This is a genomic window from Sulfuriferula nivalis, from assembly GCF_009937995.1.
In the GTDB taxonomy this organism is placed as follows: domain Bacteria; phylum Pseudomonadota; class Gammaproteobacteria; order Burkholderiales; family Sulfuriferulaceae; genus Sulfuriferula; species Sulfuriferula nivalis.
Map to the genome: position 1 here is coordinate 159,782 of NZ_AP021881.1, position 17,795 is coordinate 177,576.

The window sequence follows — 17,795 nt, forward strand, 5'->3', positions numbered from 1 at the left end:
ATTAACTGAATTGAAAGTAATGAAAAACTAATGAATCCATTAAAAGCATCTGTTGGTCTACCAAAATTTGAATTAATTCAAGCTACACATGTGACACCTGCCATAGATGAAATATTGGCCGTAAATACAAAGTTGCTAGAACACTTAATTCAGGATGATGCTGTGCCAACGTGGGACAATTTTGTAATGCCGATGGAAGATGCAAATGAATTGCTTTCATGCGCATGGGGTCCGGTCTCACATCTTAATAGTGTAATGAATACGGATGAATTGCGTGAAGCATATAATGAGAATCTGCCAAAAATCACTCAATACTATGCAGAAATGGCGCAAAATTTGTCGTTATATGAAAAGTATAAGAATCTAAAGGAAAGTGAAGCTTTTGGGTCAATGTCGATTTCACAGAAAAAGATTATAGCGAATGAACTCAGGGATTTTAGGTTAGGTGGTGCCGAGTTGGCGTCAGCTGAAAAAGAAAGATTTTTAGAGATTCAAGAACAGCTGTCTAAATGTGCGTCGCAATTTGAAGAGAATTTATTAGATGCTACAAATGCATTTGGCTTAATTATATCCGACAAAAGTGAATTGGCTGGTTTGCCTGATGACGTTCTGCAATCAGCATCTGAACTTGCGGAGAAGGAAAGTAAGAAGGGTTGGAAGCTTACATTGCATGCGCCTTCGTTTATTCCTGTTATGCAGTATGCAGAAGATCGAGCTTTACGGGAGACATTGTATAAAGCATATGTGACCAGGGCATCGGAGCATGAACCTGCTCAGTGGGATAATAGCAATTTAATTACGCAGATAGTGAGTCTGCGTCATGAAGCAGCAGTGATGTTGGGCTTTGATAATTATGCGGACTTATCGCTGGCAACCAAGATGGCTGATACTCAACAACAAGTTGAGTCATTCTTGATGTCGCTGGCGCAGCGTGCCAGACCATCTGCTGAGGCTGATCTTGCTGAATTGAAGCTATATGCCAAAACAAAATTAGGCATTAACGAACTACAAGCTTGGGATATTAGCTTTGCCAGTGAAAAACTGCGTATGGAAAAATATGCGTATTCCGATCAGGAGTTAAAGCAATACTTTCCTGAAGAACAAGTGTTGCAAGGCTTGTTTAAATTGCTAACTTCATTATATGGTCTGACTGTCTCATTGGCTACTGCTCAAGTTTGGCATAAGGATGTTCGTTTCTATGCAATTAAAAATCAGCGGGGAGATTTAATAGGTCAGTTCTATTTAGATTTATATGCGCGAGAACATAAGCGCGGTGGTGCCTGGATGGATGATGCATTGGCACGTAGACGTAAGGGTGCGGAGATCCAAATTCCTGTGGCTTATTTGACTTGTAACTTCTCGCCACCTGTTGGAAACAAACCTGCATTATTTACTCATGATGAAGTGATAACGCTATTTCATGAGTTTGGGCATGGATTGCATCATATGCTGACGCAGGTAGAAGAGTTGGGAGTTTCAGGTATAAGCGGTGTTGAATGGGATGCCGTTGAGTTGCCCTCACAATTCATGGAGAATTTTTGTTGGGAGTGGGATGTGCTACAGCACATGACTCAGCATGTTGATACCGGGGAAGCATTACCTCGCAAGCTGTTTGATAAAATGTTGGCGGCTAAGAATTTTCAGAGTGGGTTGCAAACTTTACGACAAGTGGAATTTTCGTTATTTGATTTGCGTTTGCATAGTGGAATAGACATTCATAAAACATCTGCTTTACAAGTGTTAAAGCAGGTTCGAGAATCGGTGGCCGTAATCACTCCGCCTGACTATAATCGTTTTCCAAATAACTTTTCCCATATTTTTGCGGGAGGATATGCGGCAGGTTACTATAGTTATAAATGGGCTGAGGTATTATCAGCAGATGCGTACAGCCTGTTTGAAGAGCATGGTGTATTGTCGGCAGAGATTGGGCAGAAGTTTTGGGCAGAAGTTTTGTCGGTAGGTGGTTCACGGCCTGCTCTCGAGTCATTTATTGCATTTCGAGGCAGGGAACCAAGTATTGATGCATTGTTGCGTCACAATGGTATGTCTTAATTTGATCCACAAGATAATATTGAACGGAGGAGATGAGAATGAAAAAACATTTATTATGGCTGGTGTTGGCTGCAGTTGTTCAACAGGCAAATGCAGGTGAAGTCTATCGTTGGGTGGATAATGCTGGCGTGGTGCATTATAGCGATCATGCGCCTACGACACCGGTAAAGAAACTGGAACAGCGAAAGCTGGAAACCAATGTCATTGACGGGCAAGGTTCGTATGTACTTAAGGATGCGGCGACGAAAAACCCAGTTATTTTATTTGCGGGTGACTGTGGTCCGTTGTGTGTTAATGCGAAAACTTTATTAGATAAACGGGGTATTCCATACGCGTTGAAAGATCCACAGAAGAGCAAAGCCGATGCTGATGCGTTGAATGCCTTAACAGGCGCAATGGATTTGCCCGTGTTAAAAATTGGTAGTAACCCTATTAAAGGTTTTGAACCTAATCGCTGGAATCAGATGCTGGATGAAGCTGGTTACCCAAAGACCAAGATGCCAGGTAGTCGTGATGTGCCGGCTAAATCTGCTGAACAGCCTTCCAAGTCAGAACCCGCAGCTAAACCATGAGGCTTGCAGCATGGAATGTTAATTCATTAAAGGTGAGATTACCCCATTTGCTAAACTGGTTGCAGTTGCAGCAGCCAGATGTGGTGTGTTTGCAGGAGACCAAAACAGAGAATGTTAACTTTCCAACTGCTGCGATTACCGATGCAGGTTATAAGGTTATTTATAGTGGGCAAAAAACTTATAACGGTGTAGCAATTTTAAGCCGTTATGAACTGGATGATGTAGTCGTGGGTATTCCGGGCTGGGAAGATGCTCAGCAACGGGTGATCTCAGCTACAGTTGAAGGTGTTCGCGTAATATGTGTTTATGTTCCAAATGGACAGGCACTGGATAGTGACAAATACACTTATAAACTAGCTTGGTTGAAGGCGTTGCAAGATTATGTATCTCAACAGTTATTATCCTACCCAAAGTTAGCTATTTTAGGTGATTATAATATCGCTCCGGCTGATGAAGATGTGTATGACCCACAAGGCTGGGGAGATGGTATTCTGGTTTCTCCGGCGGAACGTGACGCATTTCTGAAACTACTGGATTTGGGCTTGGTTGATAGTTTCAGGTTGTTTAATCAGCCTGATAAAAGCTATACTTGGTGGGATTATCGGATGGCCGCTTTCAGGCGAAATATGGGAGCACGCATAGACCATATTTTGCTGTCAGATGGCTTGGCGAAACGTTGTGTCAGTTGCGAAGTGGATGTCGCTCCAAGGAAATTAGAGCGTCCGTCAGATCACGCACCTATCATTGTTACGATAGGTGGTGAATAGCCGCTTAACCTTTACCTATTGCGGCTAAGCCTCGTTTTAAGAAGGTTTCAGCAACTTCATCGTTAATAGTCAGTTTAATGAGCTTTTTACAGGACAGTAAGACCTGTTCTAATGCTTCCGGTGTTCCGTCTACATCTTCAATCTTCTTGATGACGCGTTCGGCGTGTTCGCCTAATAACTCTTTCGCTATTTTGACAATTGCCACCTTGAGCAACAATCCGGCGCCGCCGGATTGCGAGACTGTAGCCCCCTGTATAGTCTTCACATCATCGTGAATGAGACCTAACGAGTACAACTCTTTGAGCACGGTCATGACATCGCTAACCCAAAATACCTTCTTGGCTAATGTTGCCACAGAAGTTTTCCCATCCACCGCCAGTAAGGCGCGACGTAAATTGGAAGCTATTTGGTGACCGTGTCCTTGAGCAATTTCTTCACCCTTCGCGGTGCGAAATAAAATTAAATCTGGATGCATGGTTAATCCTATTTATTCAGTCAATTCACGGATGATGTTGAATATCAGACGAACAGTAACCACAACATAAATTGCACCAAATAGGAAAATAAGCGCGACTACTAATTGTAGAATATCAGGAGGGAGTTGGTCGAAGAAAGGTGTGCCTAAATAACCAATGGTAAATAACCCAACCAGCATGGTTAAAAAGTTCCAGCGTTTACCCACCATGCCACCTGGTATGGCAGACTTGAGTGATAGCACCAGATACAAGCAATAAAACATGGTAAGTATGGCTAAGTAATTAACCACCATCGTGATATCAAAATCCATTTATTAGTCTCCTGTTTGAAATTATTGTTAACTTCAGATTGTACTATGTAATTTTTCTTTAAACCAATATTTTCATTATTATTATCCTAGGCTTACGCAAAGCTGACTGCCGCGCAGTTAGTGATGTTATCAGCAGCACTACTTATTCCCCGCATGTGCAAACAGTCCTACAATACGCATATTACCTTGGGTTCGTTATGAATTGCCATGTTGCTCACGCCTATGGACGTTAATACGGGTGCGGTGCAATGTAGCGACAATATCTAAGTGCGGAGCGCTTTACTTCCTGACCAACCTTCTGGTGCATGATTATTCGTTGTCATAGCCTGATTTCAGGTGTGTGTCAGGCGACGATATTGTATGGCTTCAGCAATGTGTTGACTGGTGATGTCGGTCACATGGTTTAGGTCAGCCACTGTGCGCGCGACTTTAAGTATGCGGTGATAAGCGCGGGCAGATAAATTTAAGCGGCTAATGGCATTTTTGATTAAAGTTATACCGGCGGTATCGGGGGCGCAGTACAAATCAATTTCCTTACTGCTCAGCATGGCGTTGGTTTTGCCTTGGCGTGCTAATTGCACGCCACGTGCAGTGTCGACACGCTGTTGTATGGTTGTGCTGGATTCTCCAGTGCCAGCATTGAGCAGCTCGTCCTGATTTAAGCTGGGCACTTCAATTTGTATGTCAATGCGATCTAACAATGGGCCTGAAAGTCGGCCACGATAACGCGAAATCTGATCTGGCGTGCAACGACATTTGCCTGATGTATGGCCTAAATATCCACAAGGGCATGGGTTCATTGCGGCAATGAGTTGAAATCTTGCAGGAAAATCGACTTGCCGAGTCGCGCGTGAGATGGTGATGTTTCCAGATTCTAATGGCTCACGCAGTACATCAAGCACCGTTCTTGGAAATTCGGGCAGTTCATCTAAAAATAATACACCATGATGCGCTAATGAAATTTCACCAGGGCGCGGATTGCTGCCTCCACCCACTAATGCAACGGCAGAGGCTGTATGGTGCGGCGAGCGAAATGGACGTTGCCGCCAATGCTGGAGACGAAACCCGCCATTGAGTGATAGTAGCGCGGCAGATTCTATCGCTTCAGTTTCATTCATCTTGGGTAAAATGCCAGAAAAACGACTTGCCAGCATGGATTTACCAGTCCCGGGAGGTCCAGACATTAATACGGAGTGCGCGCCTGCAGCCGCAATTTCGAGTGCGCGTTTAACACCAGCTTGGCCTTTGACTTCACTAAAATCGGGATAATGCGCCTGCTCGGTAGCTGTTTGGTGGGGCTCGGGTGTTAATAGTGTAGTTCGAGTTAAATGCGCGCATACCGCGAGTAAAGATGCGGCAGGATACACGACAGCACGTTCTACTAACGCCGCTTCGGCAGCGCTAGCCTGTGGCAAGATAAAAGCGCGACCGCTGGAAACGGCGCCCAAAGTCATAGCTAATGCACCGCGTATCGGGCGTAATTCACCCGTAAGTGCCAGTTCTCCAGCGAATTCATAATCTTTTAAACTGGCAATAGGGATTTGCCCTGATGCAGCTAATATACCTAATGCAATAGGCAAGTCATAGCGGCCTGATTCTTTGGGTAAGTCTGCAGGGGCAAGATTGACGGTGATGCGACTAACAGGAAATTCAAATCGTGAATTTTGTATGGCGGCACGCACTCGGTCACGTGCCTCTTTTACTTCTGCTTCAGGTAGACCCACTATAGTAAAACTGGGTAAACCATTAGCTAAATGCGCCTCAACAATAACTTCAGGCGCATTCATCCCCGTGAGTGCGCGACTATGTAGTACCGCAATCGCCATGCGTCAGAAATTTAATCAGGTTGTGGTGCCGTAATGGCTTTTTCCAGTTCCACCACGCGCGCTTCCAAAGCGACTAGCTGCTCACGTGTGCGCAATAATACTTCCTGCTGCACATCAAACTCTTCTCTAGTCACAATGTCGAGCTTTTGCAGAGCGCTTTGTACTAAGGCGCGCAAATTATGCTCCATGTCTTTAAATGGGCCTTGGTTGACTGCCTGACTGATTTTTTCGCCGATGTCATCGAGAAATTTCTGGTTGGGTAACATGACACACCTCATATATGAATAACACGATACCTATTCTAACTGGCAAATTGTCTGACCGCTAGGCATAGTCAGCGGAATATTAATATATGACGCACGCTATTGGTGCTTAAGGTGAATTTAAAGCTTTAATTTGGTGCGATGCAATATAGGGGGTGTTGTTGTGATATGTTAGTGCCATGTTTATACAGAGAAATATTTCTGGCACGGGTTGTGCTATATTAATTTTCGCAATGTTGCGATTTTTTTACATAGGGAGTTTTCAATGCGTACTTTGAACAAAACCATTCTGGCTGTTGCGTTAGCTACTGTAACAGCTTCTGCTTTTGCGGATGATGCACCAGCACCAGCTGCTACCCCAGACTTCACCTCAACAGCTAATGTTAGTTTAATTACTGATTATCGTGTTCGTGGTATTTCTAACACATTTAAAGAGCCAGCGATTCAAGGTGGTTTTGATATTACGCATTCCAGCGGTTTGTATATTGGTACTTGGGAATCCAACGTAAGCAGCACTTACAATCCTGGTTCTAGCCTTGAGTCAGATTGGTACGGTGGTTACAGAGGTAAAATTACTGATGATCTGACCTATGATGTTGGTGCGATCTATTTTTACTACCCAGGTGGTACTATGACCAATCCAACCGAAAACACATGGGAAGGTTATGCTGGCGCAACCTACAAATGGTTTAACGTTAAATATACTCAGGACTTAACTAACTATTTTGGTTATGTTGATTCTAAAGGTACTAACTACCTTGAAGGTAATGTGACTGTTGCATTGCCAGCGGCTATCACCATGCTTGCTCACTATGGTGAACAAAATTCTAAAGGTGCCCAATATCTTAGTGTTAATGGTTTCAATAGGATTGATGACTGGAAGCTAGCATTTTCTAAGGATATGGTTGGTGTGACTTGGACAGCTGGCTATATGGATACCAACAGAACAGTTCTTTCTACCGAAGGTACAACAACAAAGAATCTGTCAAATGGCGAGTTCTACGCTTCTGTGGGCAAAACTTTCTAAATTTGAATTTTTTCAATAGTTAGAGTAGTTAAATATACTGCGGGCGCAACTAGTTTGCGTCCGCATTAAGGAGAAAACATGAAATTCGTTACGGCAATCATTAAGCCGTTTAAGCTCGACGAGGTACGTGAAGCACTTTCCGCCATTGGCGTGCAAGGTATCACTGTTACCGAAGTTAAAGGCTTTGGTCGGCAAAAGGGGCATACCGAACTGTATCGTGGTGCGGAGTATGTGGTTGATTTCCTGCCTAAGGTCAAGATTGAGGCGGCAATTGCCGACGAGTTACTCGATCAAGTGATCGAGGCGGTAGAAAAGTCAGCCCATACCGGCAAGATCGGTGATGGCAAAATATTCGTATTCAACCTGGAGCAGACTGTACGTATCCGTACTGGCGAATCCGGGCCTGAAGCACTGTAAAGGGAGAGCAAGATGAAAAAATGGCTCATAGCATTAAGTATGGTGTGTAGTTTTGGTATCGCTGGCATGAGTAATGCCGATGATACAGCTGCGCCCGCCGCTGCACCTGCAGCAACAGTAGCGGCACCTGACGCTGCTGCACCTGCTGCTGCACCAGCGCCAGAAGCGGCTGCACCTGCTGCCGCTGCACCCGCCGCTGCAACACCCGCACCGGCTGCTGCACCGCCAGTTGCTGATAAAGGTGATACCACCTGGATGCTGGTGGCAACTGCACTGGTTATCATGATGACTATCCCTGGTTTGGCATTGTTCTACGGTGGTTTGGTTCGTGAGAAAAACATGTTGTCGGTATTAACGCAAATCTTCACTATCTTCTGCATTATTTCGATTTTGTGGGTAGTGTATGGTTATTCAATGGCGTTCTCTCCAGGCAATGAGTTTGTGGGTGGCTTGTCCAAAGCATTCCTCAAAGGGGTTGATGTAAACGCAATGGCTGAAACTTTCTCCAAGGGCGTTTATATTCCTGAACTCGTGTTCATGGTGTTCCAGTTGACCTTCGCTGCAATTACAGTTGCACTGATCGTCGGTGGTTTGGCTGAGCGTGTGAAATTCTCTGCAATGCTGATATTCGGCGTGTTGTGGTTCACCTTCTCTTACCTGCCTATGGCTCACATGGTTTGGTTCTGGGGCGGTCCATCAGCATTCAGCGATCCATCTGGCTTCTTGTTCGGTAAAGGTGCGTTGGACTTCGCTGGTGGTACTGTTGTTCACATCAACGCAGGTATGGCAGCATTGATGGGTGCGATCGTGTTGGGCAAGCGTATTGGTTACGGTAAAGAAGCAATGGCACCACATAGCTTGGTGATGACCATGATCGGCGCGTCCTTGTTGTGGGTGGGTTGGTTTGGTTTCAACGCTGGTTCTAACCTGGAAGCAACAGGTACTGCAGTGCTGGCAATGGTTAACACCATCGTTGCAACTGCTGCGGCTGGATTGTCCTGGATGTTTGTTGAATGGATGATCAAAGGTAAGCCTAGCATGTTGGGTGTTACTTCAGGTGCGGTAGCTGGTCTGGTAGCGGTTACACCAGCAGCAGGTTTCGCTGGCCCTATGGGTGCCATCGTACTGGGTGCGGTTACAGGTGCAGTATGCTTGTGGAGTGTAACTGGTCTGAAGCACATGTTAGGTTACGATGATAGCTTGGATGTGTTCGGTGTACACGGTATTGGCGGTATGATTGGCGCTATCGGTACGGGCATCGTTGCTAGCCCAGCGTTAGGTGGTTCAGGTGTGTTTGACTATGCGGCTAATAAAGTTGCTGATTACGATATGTCTGCTCAATTGGTTAGCCAGTTGTGGGCTGTTGGTACAGCAGTGGTTTGGTCTGGTGTAGTGAGCTTCATCTTGTTCAAACTGATCGATATGTTCATGGGTTTACGTGTTCCTGAAGAAGAAGAACGCGAAGGCTTGGATACAACTACTCACGGCGAACGTGCTTACAATATGTAATCATAGTTAGCAGTGATGTTAAAAGGGCGCTCAGTAATGAGCGCCCTTTTTTATGCGGGTAATATTTCTTTGAGTAACGGTACGGTAATCGCGCGCTGTGTTTGCAGCGAGTATTTATCCAGACTGTCCAGCGCTGCCATTAATGATGGTAAATCACGGCGCCAGTGGTTAATAAGATAGTCTGCTACTTGCGCTTGCAAATTAAAACCACGTGCTTCGGCATGTTTGCTGAGTGCGTAACGTTTATCCGCATCAGATAAAGGGTGAATTTGATAGACAGCATCCCAGCCTAAACGGGTAGTAACGTCATTGCGAAGTGGCAATTGCATAGGTGCCACATTGCCGGCAGTGACTAAGCGTCCTTGCCCATCGCGTATCTGGTTAATGAGGTTAAACAGGTGTATTTGTCTATCGGCATCCAGTTGTTCGACGTTATCAATGGCAACGAAGGCGAGGTCAGCTGTGTCGGCCAAGGTAAAGCTACCAGCATCGAAATAGCGAGCTGGCACTCCATGAGATAACACAGCTTGCACACAAGCATGCAATAGATGTGTTTTGCCACTACCAGTCGCTCCCCATAAATAACATTGGGGACTGACACCAGTTAATGCAACGAGATTGGTCAGGGTGCTGATTAACTCAGCATTGGATGCGGTAACAAAATTAGCAAAGCTGGGTGCAGGCGGATCAATAATATCCAGTATCAGTTGCTGCATAGCTCACAACGCTTGTCTTGATGCACCCGCATCGGCTAATTGTTGTAAATAGCGTGTCCACAACATATCCTGATTTTTGCCTATTTCAAACAGATAATCCCAGGAATAAATTCCAGAGTCATGGCCATCAGAAAAGCTGGGTTGTATTGCATAGCTACCGACAGGTTCGACACCGGTAATCGTCACATCCTGTTTGCCGACTTGCATTACTTCCTGTCCGTGGCCGTGCCCGCGTACTTCTGCTGAGGGAGAAAATACCCGCAAAAATTCATAAGGAAAGGAAAATGTACTGCCATCATTAAACGCCACTTCGAGTATGCGAGAAGTCTGATGTAATTTAATTTCAGTCGGGATTGGGGTGTTTTTGTCTAAACCTGCCATAGCGTGCTCCTGGATAAGCTGATGATAATAACATAGCTACCTTAACGCTGCCGCCACACGTGCTATCAGACTCTCCCAGTCACCTGCTTTTTCTTGAGTAAAAATGCGTATTGTTGGATACCACGGGCTGTCTTCGCGGTTGCGCATCCAGCGCCACTCACTGGCATGGCGATTCAATAGCCAGGTTGGGCGTCCCAGTGCGCCAGCTAAATGCACCACAGACGTATCAACCGAAATAACCAGATCAAGATTATTGATCAGTGCAGCAGTATCATCGAAACTGCTGAATTCATCCGACCAGTCGATTAGCTTTCCTGCTTCTATCCAGGCTGTTTTATCTGCATTGGGTTCTTTTTGTAAACTGAACCATGCGCAATCTGCCCGATCTAGTAATGGACTGAGCTGTTGCAAGCTCAGCGCGCGCAGTGCTGCATTTTTCATCAGGCTACCCGGTTTCCACACTATGCCTATCTTACGTTTCGTGGCGGGAAGATTCAGTGTGGAAATCTTCGCAGCCCAATAATCTGTCTTTACAGGATCTGCAATAAGGTAAGGTACATGATCGGGAATGTTGTTGAGCTGCGTGTTGAATGCCAGCGGTAGTGACATTAACGGGCATTGCCATTGCCAGAGCGTTTGGTCAGCGGGTGGAGTATCCAGAATTTCTATGGATGGGAATGCGCGCTTCAATAATGCATGTAAGGCAGGTGCGGCGACCAGACTGACGCCTGCAGGGAAGCGTTGCGCCAATAATGGCAAATAACGTGAAAACTGGATTTGGTCACCCATGCCTTGCTCTTTGAAAACCAAAATGCGGTCATTGGGTGAGGGTGCTTGTCCTTGCCATAGTGGCAATGTCGTTGCAGGACGCTGCATTTTTTTGAGCGTATAGGCATCCCAGCGAGATTCGTATGCAGGCCAGGCTTCGGCTAATTTTCCCATGGTTAATAATACATGGCTTAAATTGTTTTTTGCATCAGCAAAATTGGGGTTGATGTGCAGTGCCTGTCTGTGGCTGGCTTCAGCATCCTCCAGTTTGCCAAGGTCTTTCAGGGTGTTGCCCAGATAGCTATGCGTTTCTGCATCGTTTGGATTGAGTTGCAGTGCGTTACGATAGCTGATTTCAGCTTCATCCAGGCGATCCATATCGTGCAATGTAATCCCAAGGTTGCGATGCGCGTCAAGATAGGCTGGATAAAGCGTTATTACCTTGCGATAACATGCTTCAGCTTCCTGCAGTTGGCGTAAATCATGGAGCGTGGCGCCTAAGTTGTTATGCGCTCTGACATAATCAGGCTGGTATTGTAAAGCTTTGCGGTAGCAGGCAACGGCTTCATCCAGGCGCATCAGGCGGTGTAATGCAGCCCCCAGGTTGCTGTGAGCCTGAGCATAAGTCGGGTTGATTTTTAATGCCTGACGGTAACTGGCTGCGGCTTCTTCATAGCGACCTAAAGCATCCAGTGTAATGCCCAGATTGTTGTGTGCCTCAGCATCTTTGGGGACCAGTTTGGCAGCGCGTTGCATGGGTTCAAGTGCATCAGCATGGCGCCCCATTTGTTGGTATGCCACGCCCATCGCTTTCCAGCCTGCATCGTGATTTGGGTAGCGGGTGGTTAAAATTTTCGCCAGGGCAAGCGCTTCGGCAAGTTGTCCCTGATTGAAGTGGGTAATAAGCGCATTGATTTCTTTCTGATCAGGTTGAGTACTCGTCGATGGAGTTAACTGGATGACAAGCTTATCGACCTCCTGCCCCGACAGGCCATGCTGTTGCGCCAGCGCCAGAATTTGTCGAGCATCATCCAGTTGTCCTGCCTGGCATAATGCGTTTATATAACTAATCCAGTAACGTCCATTGGCCGGATCCGCATCCAGTGCGGTTGAAAAATAAGGCAGGCTGGCAACTGCCTGATCGTTATGCAATGACAGTACACCCATATTGTGATTCGCTTCTGCGTGATTGGGCTGGGTTGACAGTATGTTGCGATACAGCTTTTCAGCCCCTGCAAAATCGTTTGCTTGATGACAGGCAATAGCTTGCGCTAAGGTTTTTGCTGCGATTGCCGCAAGTGCTTGCTGGGGTGTGGTGGGTGATGTCATTGTTGGGATACCAGTACGCAAGAGATGTGGTGATTATGTCGGCTGTTGGTAGTGCTGTAAAATTTTTCTTGAATCGGTGAAATGTGTCTGTCTTCATAGGCGAAAACAACGCTAAATGATAAGCTGTCGCATCTGTGCTAGTAGTCTGCTAGCTACGCGATAGCTAAATTGAAATTCATTGAGGAGTAAGAATGTCCGCAATCATCCCCGCGCCACTATTCGTGTTAGAGATGGCCAATAATCACATGGGTGATGTCGAACATGGGTTGTCAGTTATTCGTGCGTTCGGTGAGGTATGTCGTGATTTTCCTTTCCGCTTTGCTTTCAAACTGCAATATCGTGATCTGGATACATTCATCCATCCCGCGGCACGTGGGCGGGACGATATCAAATATGTGAAACGGTTTTCTGAAACACGGTTGAGCCGGCCGGATTTTGATCGTCTGGTTGATGCGATGCGTGAAGCTGGTTTTATGACCATGGCGACACCCTTTGATGAACCATCAGTGGATGTCATTGAAGCGCAGAATTTAGATTTTATCAAAATTGCAAGTTGTTCCTTTACCGACTGGCCATTGCTGGAGCGCGTGGTGCTCAGTGCAAAGCCGATAATTGCTTCTACCGCAGGCGCGAGTCTGGATCAGATAGACAGGGTGGTCAGTTTTCTGATGCACAGGCACAAGGATTTTGCCATTTTGCACTGCGTCGGCGAATATCCAACACCAGACGAACATATGCATTTGTCGCAAATTGATTTCCTGCGTAATCGTTATCCTAACGTGCGTATCGGCTTCTCTACCCACGAAAATCCGGACCATACAGACATAGTGAAGCTGGCAGTTGCCAAGGGTGTGACACTGTTCGAAAAGCATGTGGGTGTGCCCACGGAGAAATATCCGCAGAATGCTTATTCAGCCAGTCCTGCACAAGTGCGGGCATGGCTAGAGGCGGCGCAACACGCCTGGGTGCTGTGTGGCGAAGGTGAGACACGTTTGCCGCCTAATCCAGAAGAGGCGAATAGTTTGCGTTCCTTGCAACGTGGTGTGTTTGCCCGCCGGGCAATTACGGCAGGCGAGACCATACAGCGCGAAGATGTGTATTACGCATTTCCACCTCAGGTGGGACAATTTACGGCCAATGACTGGTCGAAATACGCAGAACTCACCTCAACCACAGCCATTGCGCAGGATGCGGCTGTTGCGCCGAATAATGCCTTATATAAAGATGGTCGTGCACGGGTGTGGGATATTGCACAGCGGGTGAAGGCGCTATTGGAACGTACTCACATCGTGGTGCCCGGCAGTGCGGATCTGGAAGTGTCGCATCATTATGGGCTGGATCGCTTTGATGAGTTTGGTCTGGTATTGATTACAGTAGTAAATCGCTGTTACTGCAAGAAATTGCTGGTGATATTGCCGGGGCAATCACATCCGGAGCAGTATCACAAAGTGAAAGAAGAAACTTTCCATGTGGTGTACGGCGAAATTACGCTGGTGCTGGATGGTGTGAGCAGTGTATGCCAGCCTGGGGATGTGGTGACCATAGAGCCAGGAACCCGCCATGCTTTTAGCAGTAAAGATGGTGCGGTGATAGAAGAGATATCAACCAGTCATAATACAGATGATTCGTTTTATACGGATGAGACCATTATGGCGAATAAGCAGCGCAAAAGCCTGTTAACTTACTGGATGGATTGATGAGCGTGAAAGAGCAATATCGGGTTGCGGATTTTATTGCAGACTTTGTCGCCGATTTGGGGGTGCAGCAGATATTTCTCCTGCCGGGTGGCGGTGCAATGTATCTGGTTGATGCGGTAGCCAAGTGTGATCGACTGGAAGCGGTTGCGTGCCTGCATGAACAGGCAGCGGCGATTGCAGCGGAAGCATATGCCCGTATCAATGAAAATTTGGGTGTGGCCATGGTGACGACAGGTCCGGGTGCAACCAATGCGATTACTGCAGTTGCTGGCGCGTGGATAGAGTCTGTGCCATTGATGATTATTTCGGGGCAGGTGAAGCGTGCGGATATGCTGCGCGATGCACCTTTGCGGCAAAATGGGGTGCAGGAAGTTGATATCGTCAAAATCGTAAAGAGCATCACTAAATATGCGGTGACGGTGGAGCGGCCTGAAGATATACGCATGGTGATGGAGCATGCGGCGCATATTGCCCGCAGTGGTCGGGCGGGTCCTGTATGGATAGATGTGCCGCTGGATGTGCAAGGTGCACCGATTAATCCTGAGGATTTGGCACATAGTCAAAATGATTCGGACGAAACCGTAACACCCGATTACACAGCAGAGCTTGCTCAATTGCAGCAGTTACTGCGCGAGGCCAAGCGCCCATTGTTGCTGGCGGGGCATGGTGTGCGTCTGGCGGGTGGTGCGCAATTATTCAAAACACTGGCTGAGCGGCTCGATATTCCTGTGGTGACGACCTGGAATGCGCTCGATCTGTTGCCTTACGATCACCCGCTATTGGTAGGCCGTCCTGGTGTGGTCGCGTTACGTGCACCGAATTTCGCTGTGCAAAATTGTGATCTGCTTATCAGTATAGGTAGTCGTCTCGATAATATTATTACCGCCTATAACCCTCGTGGCTTCGCACGCGAGGCCAGGAAGGTCGTCGTTGATGTCGATAGCTATGAGATCGCCAAGCTGGATATGGAGATTGCTTTGCCTGTGACCGCCGATGCGGCCGAATTCTTGCAAGCGTGGCTGGATACGAAAACTGAGGTATATCCTGACTGGAGCGAGTGGATAGCACGTTGTGCGGATTGGAAGCAGCGTTACCCCGTCAATGATGGCGCGGCATTTCCTGTCAGTGGCGTAATCAGTCATTATCAGTTGATGGATGCGCTGTCAGATGCGTTGCCTGAAAATACGGTTATCAGCACGGGTAGTTCAGGGCTGGCTGTCGAGGCGTTTTACACTATCTTCCGCAATAAGCCAGGACAACGTGTGTTTTTAACGTCTGGTTTGGGCGCGATGGGGTATGGTCTGCCTGCGGCGATAGGCGCTTGCTTTGCGGGTAATCGGCAGCCCATGGTGGCGATAGAGAGTGATGGCAGTTTGCAGCTGAATATTCAGGAACTGTCTACTCTGAGGGCGTTTAATTTGCCTATCTGTCTGATCGTGATGAATAACAATGGCTATGCTTCGATACGCAATACTCAGCGTAATTATTTCGACAGCCGTTTTGTGGGTACTGGACCTGAGGCCGGCTTGTTATTGCCTGATCTGGAAAAAGTGGCGGCAACTTATGATTTACCTTTTTTGCGGATTACCGATGTGTCTGAGTTGCAAGCCAAGCTACAGCAGGCATTGTCGCAATCCCGCCCCTTGCTGGTGGATGTCAGACTGGTCACCGATGAGGCGCTGGCACCGAAAGTATCTGCATTACCGCAGCCTGATGGCTCGATGAAATCCATGCCGCTAGAGGACATGACCCCGTTACTGCCATTGGCAACGCTGCAAGCTGAAATGCTGGTTGCATTGACGCCACAGTCGATAGCTGCGCGCAGTTAGTAAGCAGCGAAAGTGAATATGGGCAATTGTCTTTGTAAAATGTGTGGCAATGTTTTGCCTAAGCACAGTTTGCTGCATTTTCACGATATGCCAAAAGCCGCACAGTTTCTGCCTGATGCACACGATCTGGCAGCCGACGCAGGTGTTGATTTAGTCATCTATCAGTGCACCAGTTGTGGCTTGGTGCAATCTAGCAGTGAGCCTGTTGCTTATTACAAAGAAGTGGTTCGTGCAGCAGCATTTTCTGAGGAAATGCAGGCGTTCCGACAGGTGCAGTTCGCACAGTTTGTACAAGACTATGCCCTGCAGGGTAAAAATCTGATTGAGATAGGTTGTGGGCGGGGTGAGTATCTGCGGTTGCTGCAATCGGCAGGCGTCATGGCTTATGGGCTGGAATATGGTGCAGACTCAGTTCGGCAGTGTGTAGCCGCAGGGTTGGATGTGACACCAGGCTACATTGATAGTGCCGAATACGTGCTGGAACACGCGCCTTTTGATGCGTTTGCCGTGCTCAACTTCATGGAACACTGGCCGGATCCTAACGCCAGTTTACGTGGTATCGCAAATAATCTGGTTGAAGGCGGTATAGGTTTGGTTGAAGTGCCTAACCTGGACATGATATTAAAAAACAACCTGTTTACTGAATTTATCAGTGATCACATCCTGTATTTCACCCGTGAGTCACTGGTGACCATGTTGCGACTCAATGGGTTTGAGGTGCTAAGTTGTGCAGAGGTGTGGCATGGCTACATACTTTCCGCAGTCGTGCGCAAGCGGAAATTTTGTGATGTCTCTGCATTTGCTAGCAGCCGTTTGCAAATAAAATCCGAGGTGGGTTGCTTTATTCAGCAGCATGCCGCTGAGGGTGTGGCGATATGGGGTGCGGGACATCAGGCGCTGGCTGCAATCGCATTGCTGGGTCTGGCAAAGGAAATTAAATACGTCGTAGACTCGGCGCCGTTCAAACAAGGCAAGTTCACACCAGCCAGTCATATTCCGATAGTGGCCCCTGCTTACTTAACCGAGCACCCTGTGGGCGCGGTTATTGTGATGGCCGCGAGTTATTCGGACGAAGTGGCGAATATCATCCGTCGAGACTGGCCTGCGGTCACGCATGTTGCGATTTTGCGGGATTTTGGGTTGGAGTTTGTCTGATATGGCGCTGCAACCGTTGATAGGTGAGCTGGAGTCCAAAATAATAAATTCGGCACAAGGTTTGCCGGAAGAGGTATTTCTGTTCGTGAGCCGACTGACACCAATGGTGAATGTTGATTTGCTGTTAAAGAATGCGCAAAATCAGACGTTACTTACATGGAGGGATGATGAATATTACGGCCCGGGTTGGCATGTGCCTGGCGGCATAGTGCGATTCAAAGAATCCTTTGCGACAAGAGTCTCAGCAGTGGCTGCAAACGAGTTAGGTGCCAGTGTGATATTTACGCCGGCGCCGCTGGCGGTGAATGAAATCATGAATCCAGCCCGGAATACGCGCGGACATTTCATTTCTTTTTTGTATGCATGCACGTTGACCAGTTCGTTAGATCCGCAGCGCGAATACAAGGAAGGAAAGCTTCAGTCAGGTGTTTGGGCGTGGCACGATGGCTGTCCAGAAAATCTGATAGCGGTGCACGAGATTTATCGGCAGTTTATCGCAGCATAGTGGTGGCAAAGTAAGGTAAGTAGCTGCTTAGACTGAGCGGATGGTCGGATAAACTGTTAGTATGATACAGGCTGGTAACGGGCGAATACCCTGATAAAAATACATTTTTATCGCGTTTTCCTCGACATAAATTTATAAAAATATTCGCTATATCTGTTCCTGTAGGAATGATGGATAGTAAGAGACGTACATAAA

General features: G+C 47.1%; 17 protein-coding genes. 10 read left to right on the top strand and 7 right to left on the bottom strand.

Annotated elements, in window-relative coordinates; genetic code table 11:
• Positions 1 to 30: 30 nt before the first annotated feature.
• From SFSGTM_RS00840 to xth, 3 genes are read left to right on the top strand one after another with little or no spacing between them, the layout of a single operon-like run.
• The gene (locus tag SFSGTM_RS00840; protein WP_162083501.1) at positions 31 to 2,052 is read left to right on the top strand and encodes a M3 family metallopeptidase; all 2,022 of its coding nucleotides are present in this window, start codon (positions 31 to 33) and stop codon (positions 2,050 to 2,052) included.
• Positions 2,053 to 2,090: 38 nt separating this feature from the next.
• On the top strand, positions 2,091 to 2,624 hold the full coding sequence (locus tag SFSGTM_RS00845; RefSeq protein WP_162083502.1) for a glutaredoxin family protein: 534 nt from the start codon (positions 2,091 to 2,093) through the stop codon (positions 2,622 to 2,624).
• Complete coding sequence (xth, locus tag SFSGTM_RS00850) at positions 2,621 to 3,391, top strand: exodeoxyribonuclease III (protein WP_162083503.1); 771 nt, start codon at positions 2,621 to 2,623, stop codon at positions 3,389 to 3,391. The genes SFSGTM_RS00845 and xth overlap by 4 nt, the downstream gene beginning before the upstream one ends.
• 4 nt (positions 3,392 to 3,395) lie before the next feature.
• On the opposite strand, the gene SFSGTM_RS00855 is transcribed toward xth, so the two are convergent.
• The 4 genes from SFSGTM_RS00855 to SFSGTM_RS00870 form a co-directional block, all read right to left on the bottom strand.
• Positions 3,396 to 3,866, bottom strand: a complete 471-nt coding sequence (locus SFSGTM_RS00855) for a hypothetical protein (RefSeq protein ID WP_162083504.1) — start codon at positions 3,864 to 3,866, stop codon at positions 3,396 to 3,398.
• A 12-nt stretch (positions 3,867 to 3,878) separates the two neighbouring features.
• Entirely contained in the window at positions 3,879 to 4,178 is a 300-nt protein-coding gene (locus SFSGTM_RS00860) for a hypothetical protein (RefSeq protein WP_162083505.1), read from the bottom strand.
• Between the two features lie 332 nt (positions 4,179 to 4,510).
• Positions 4,511 to 6,004, bottom strand: a complete 1,494-nt coding sequence (locus SFSGTM_RS00865) for a YifB family Mg chelatase-like AAA ATPase (protein WP_162083506.1) — start codon at positions 6,002 to 6,004, stop codon at positions 4,511 to 4,513.
• Positions 6,005 to 6,015: 11 nt separating this feature from the next.
• Positions 6,016 to 6,270: an accessory factor UbiK family protein gene (locus SFSGTM_RS00870; RefSeq protein ID WP_162083507.1), complete on the bottom strand. Its 255-nt coding sequence runs from the start codon at positions 6,268 to 6,270 to the stop codon at positions 6,016 to 6,018.
• Between the two features lie 262 nt (positions 6,271 to 6,532).
• On the opposite strand from SFSGTM_RS00870, the gene SFSGTM_RS00875 reads away from it, so the two are divergent.
• The 3 genes from SFSGTM_RS00875 to SFSGTM_RS00885 all read left to right on the top strand — a co-directional run bounded on the left by SFSGTM_RS00875 (position 6,533) and on the right by SFSGTM_RS00885 (position 9,220).
• Entirely contained in the window at positions 6,533 to 7,294 is a 762-nt protein-coding gene (locus SFSGTM_RS00875; protein WP_162083508.1) for a TorF family putative porin, read from the top strand.
• Between the two features lie 78 nt (positions 7,295 to 7,372).
• Positions 7,373 to 7,711: a P-II family nitrogen regulator gene (gene glnK / locus SFSGTM_RS00880; RefSeq protein ID WP_162083509.1), complete on the top strand. Its 339-nt coding sequence runs from the start codon at positions 7,373 to 7,375 to the stop codon at positions 7,709 to 7,711.
• Positions 7,712 to 7,723: 12 nt separating this feature from the next.
• A complete protein-coding gene (locus SFSGTM_RS00885) occupies positions 7,724 to 9,220 on the top strand; it encodes an ammonium transporter (protein WP_162083510.1) in 1,497 nt (498 codons plus the stop codon).
• 50 nt (positions 9,221 to 9,270) lie between these two features.
• Here SFSGTM_RS00885 and hda read toward each other — a convergent pair whose 3' ends face one another.
• From hda to SFSGTM_RS00900, 3 genes are read right to left on the bottom strand one after another with little or no spacing between them, the layout of a single operon-like run.
• The gene (gene hda / locus SFSGTM_RS00890; protein ID WP_162083511.1) at positions 9,271 to 9,936 is read right to left on the bottom strand and encodes a DnaA regulatory inactivator Hda; all 666 of its coding nucleotides are present in this window, start codon (positions 9,934 to 9,936) and stop codon (positions 9,271 to 9,273) included.
• 3 nt (positions 9,937 to 9,939) lie between these two features.
• Positions 9,940 to 10,317: a gamma-butyrobetaine hydroxylase family protein gene (locus SFSGTM_RS00895; RefSeq protein WP_162083512.1), complete on the bottom strand. Its 378-nt coding sequence runs from the start codon at positions 10,315 to 10,317 to the stop codon at positions 9,940 to 9,942.
• A gap of 36 nt (positions 10,318 to 10,353) precedes the next feature.
• Positions 10,354 to 12,414 carry a tetratricopeptide repeat protein gene (locus SFSGTM_RS00900; RefSeq protein ID WP_162083513.1) on the bottom strand — a complete coding sequence of 687 codons (2,061 nt, stop codon included), beginning with the start codon at positions 12,412 to 12,414 and terminating at the stop codon, positions 10,354 to 10,356.
• A gap of 191 nt (positions 12,415 to 12,605) precedes the next feature.
• Between SFSGTM_RS00900 and SFSGTM_RS00905 the strand changes: the two genes are divergently transcribed.
• The 4 genes from SFSGTM_RS00905 (at position 12,606) to SFSGTM_RS00920 (ending at position 17,600) form a co-directional block, all read left to right on the top strand.
• Entirely contained in the window at positions 12,606 to 14,111 is a 1,506-nt protein-coding gene (locus tag SFSGTM_RS00905; protein ID WP_174237379.1) for an N-acetylneuraminate synthase family protein, read from the top strand.
• On the top strand, positions 14,111 to 15,940 hold the full coding sequence (locus SFSGTM_RS00910) for a thiamine pyrophosphate-binding protein (protein ID WP_162083514.1): 1,830 nt from the start codon (positions 14,111 to 14,113) through the stop codon (positions 15,938 to 15,940). The genes SFSGTM_RS00905 and SFSGTM_RS00910 overlap by 1 nt, the downstream gene beginning before the upstream one ends.
• A gap of 87 nt (positions 15,941 to 16,027) precedes the next feature.
• Positions 16,028 to 17,095, top strand: coding sequence for a class I SAM-dependent methyltransferase (locus SFSGTM_RS00915; protein ID WP_232526016.1), 1,068 nt, complete (start codon positions 16,028 to 16,030; stop codon positions 17,093 to 17,095).
• Entirely contained in the window at positions 17,088 to 17,600 is a 513-nt protein-coding gene (locus tag SFSGTM_RS00920; protein WP_198420587.1) for an NUDIX hydrolase, read from the top strand. The genes SFSGTM_RS00915 and SFSGTM_RS00920 overlap by 8 nt, the downstream gene beginning before the upstream one ends.
• Positions 17,601 to 17,795: the final 195 nt, after the last annotated feature.

Coding starts and splice junctions, on each gene's coding strand:
- SFSGTM_RS00870 (WP_162083507.1), bottom strand. CDS start 6,270: ATGTTACCCAACCAGAAATTTCTCGATGACATCGGCGAAAAAATCAGT.
- SFSGTM_RS00840 (WP_162083501.1), top strand. CDS start 31: ATGAATCCATTAAAAGCATCTGTTGGTCTACCAAAATTTGAATTAATT.
- SFSGTM_RS00910 (WP_162083514.1), top strand. CDS start 14,111: ATGAGCGTGAAAGAGCAATATCGGGTTGCGGATTTTATTGCAGACTTT.
- glnK (WP_162083509.1), top strand. CDS start 7,373: ATGAAATTCGTTACGGCAATCATTAAGCCGTTTAAGCTCGACGAGGTA.
- SFSGTM_RS00905 (WP_174237379.1), top strand. CDS start 12,606: ATGTCCGCAATCATCCCCGCGCCACTATTCGTGTTAGAGATGGCCAAT.
- SFSGTM_RS00860 (WP_162083505.1), bottom strand. CDS start 4,178: ATGGATTTTGATATCACGATGGTGGTTAATTACTTAGCCATACTTACC.
- SFSGTM_RS00915 (WP_232526016.1), top strand. CDS start 16,028: ATGCCAAAAGCCGCACAGTTTCTGCCTGATGCACACGATCTGGCAGCC.
- xth (WP_162083503.1), top strand. CDS start 2,621: ATGAGGCTTGCAGCATGGAATGTTAATTCATTAAAGGTGAGATTACCC.
- SFSGTM_RS00855 (WP_162083504.1), bottom strand. CDS start 3,866: ATGCATCCAGATTTAATTTTATTTCGCACCGCGAAGGGTGAAGAAATT.
- SFSGTM_RS00895 (WP_162083512.1), bottom strand. CDS start 10,317: ATGGCAGGTTTAGACAAAAACACCCCAATCCCGACTGAAATTAAATTA.
- SFSGTM_RS00885 (WP_162083510.1), top strand. CDS start 7,724: ATGAAAAAATGGCTCATAGCATTAAGTATGGTGTGTAGTTTTGGTATC.
- hda (WP_162083511.1), bottom strand. CDS start 9,936: ATGCAGCAACTGATACTGGATATTATTGATCCGCCTGCACCCAGCTTT.
- SFSGTM_RS00865 (WP_162083506.1), bottom strand. CDS start 6,004: ATGGCGATTGCGGTACTACATAGTCGCGCACTCACGGGGATGAATGCG.
- SFSGTM_RS00845 (WP_162083502.1), top strand. CDS start 2,091: ATGAAAAAACATTTATTATGGCTGGTGTTGGCTGCAGTTGTTCAACAG.
- SFSGTM_RS00900 (WP_162083513.1), bottom strand. CDS start 12,414: ATGACATCACCCACCACACCCCAGCAAGCACTTGCGGCAATCGCAGCA.
- SFSGTM_RS00875 (WP_162083508.1), top strand. CDS start 6,533: ATGCGTACTTTGAACAAAACCATTCTGGCTGTTGCGTTAGCTACTGTA.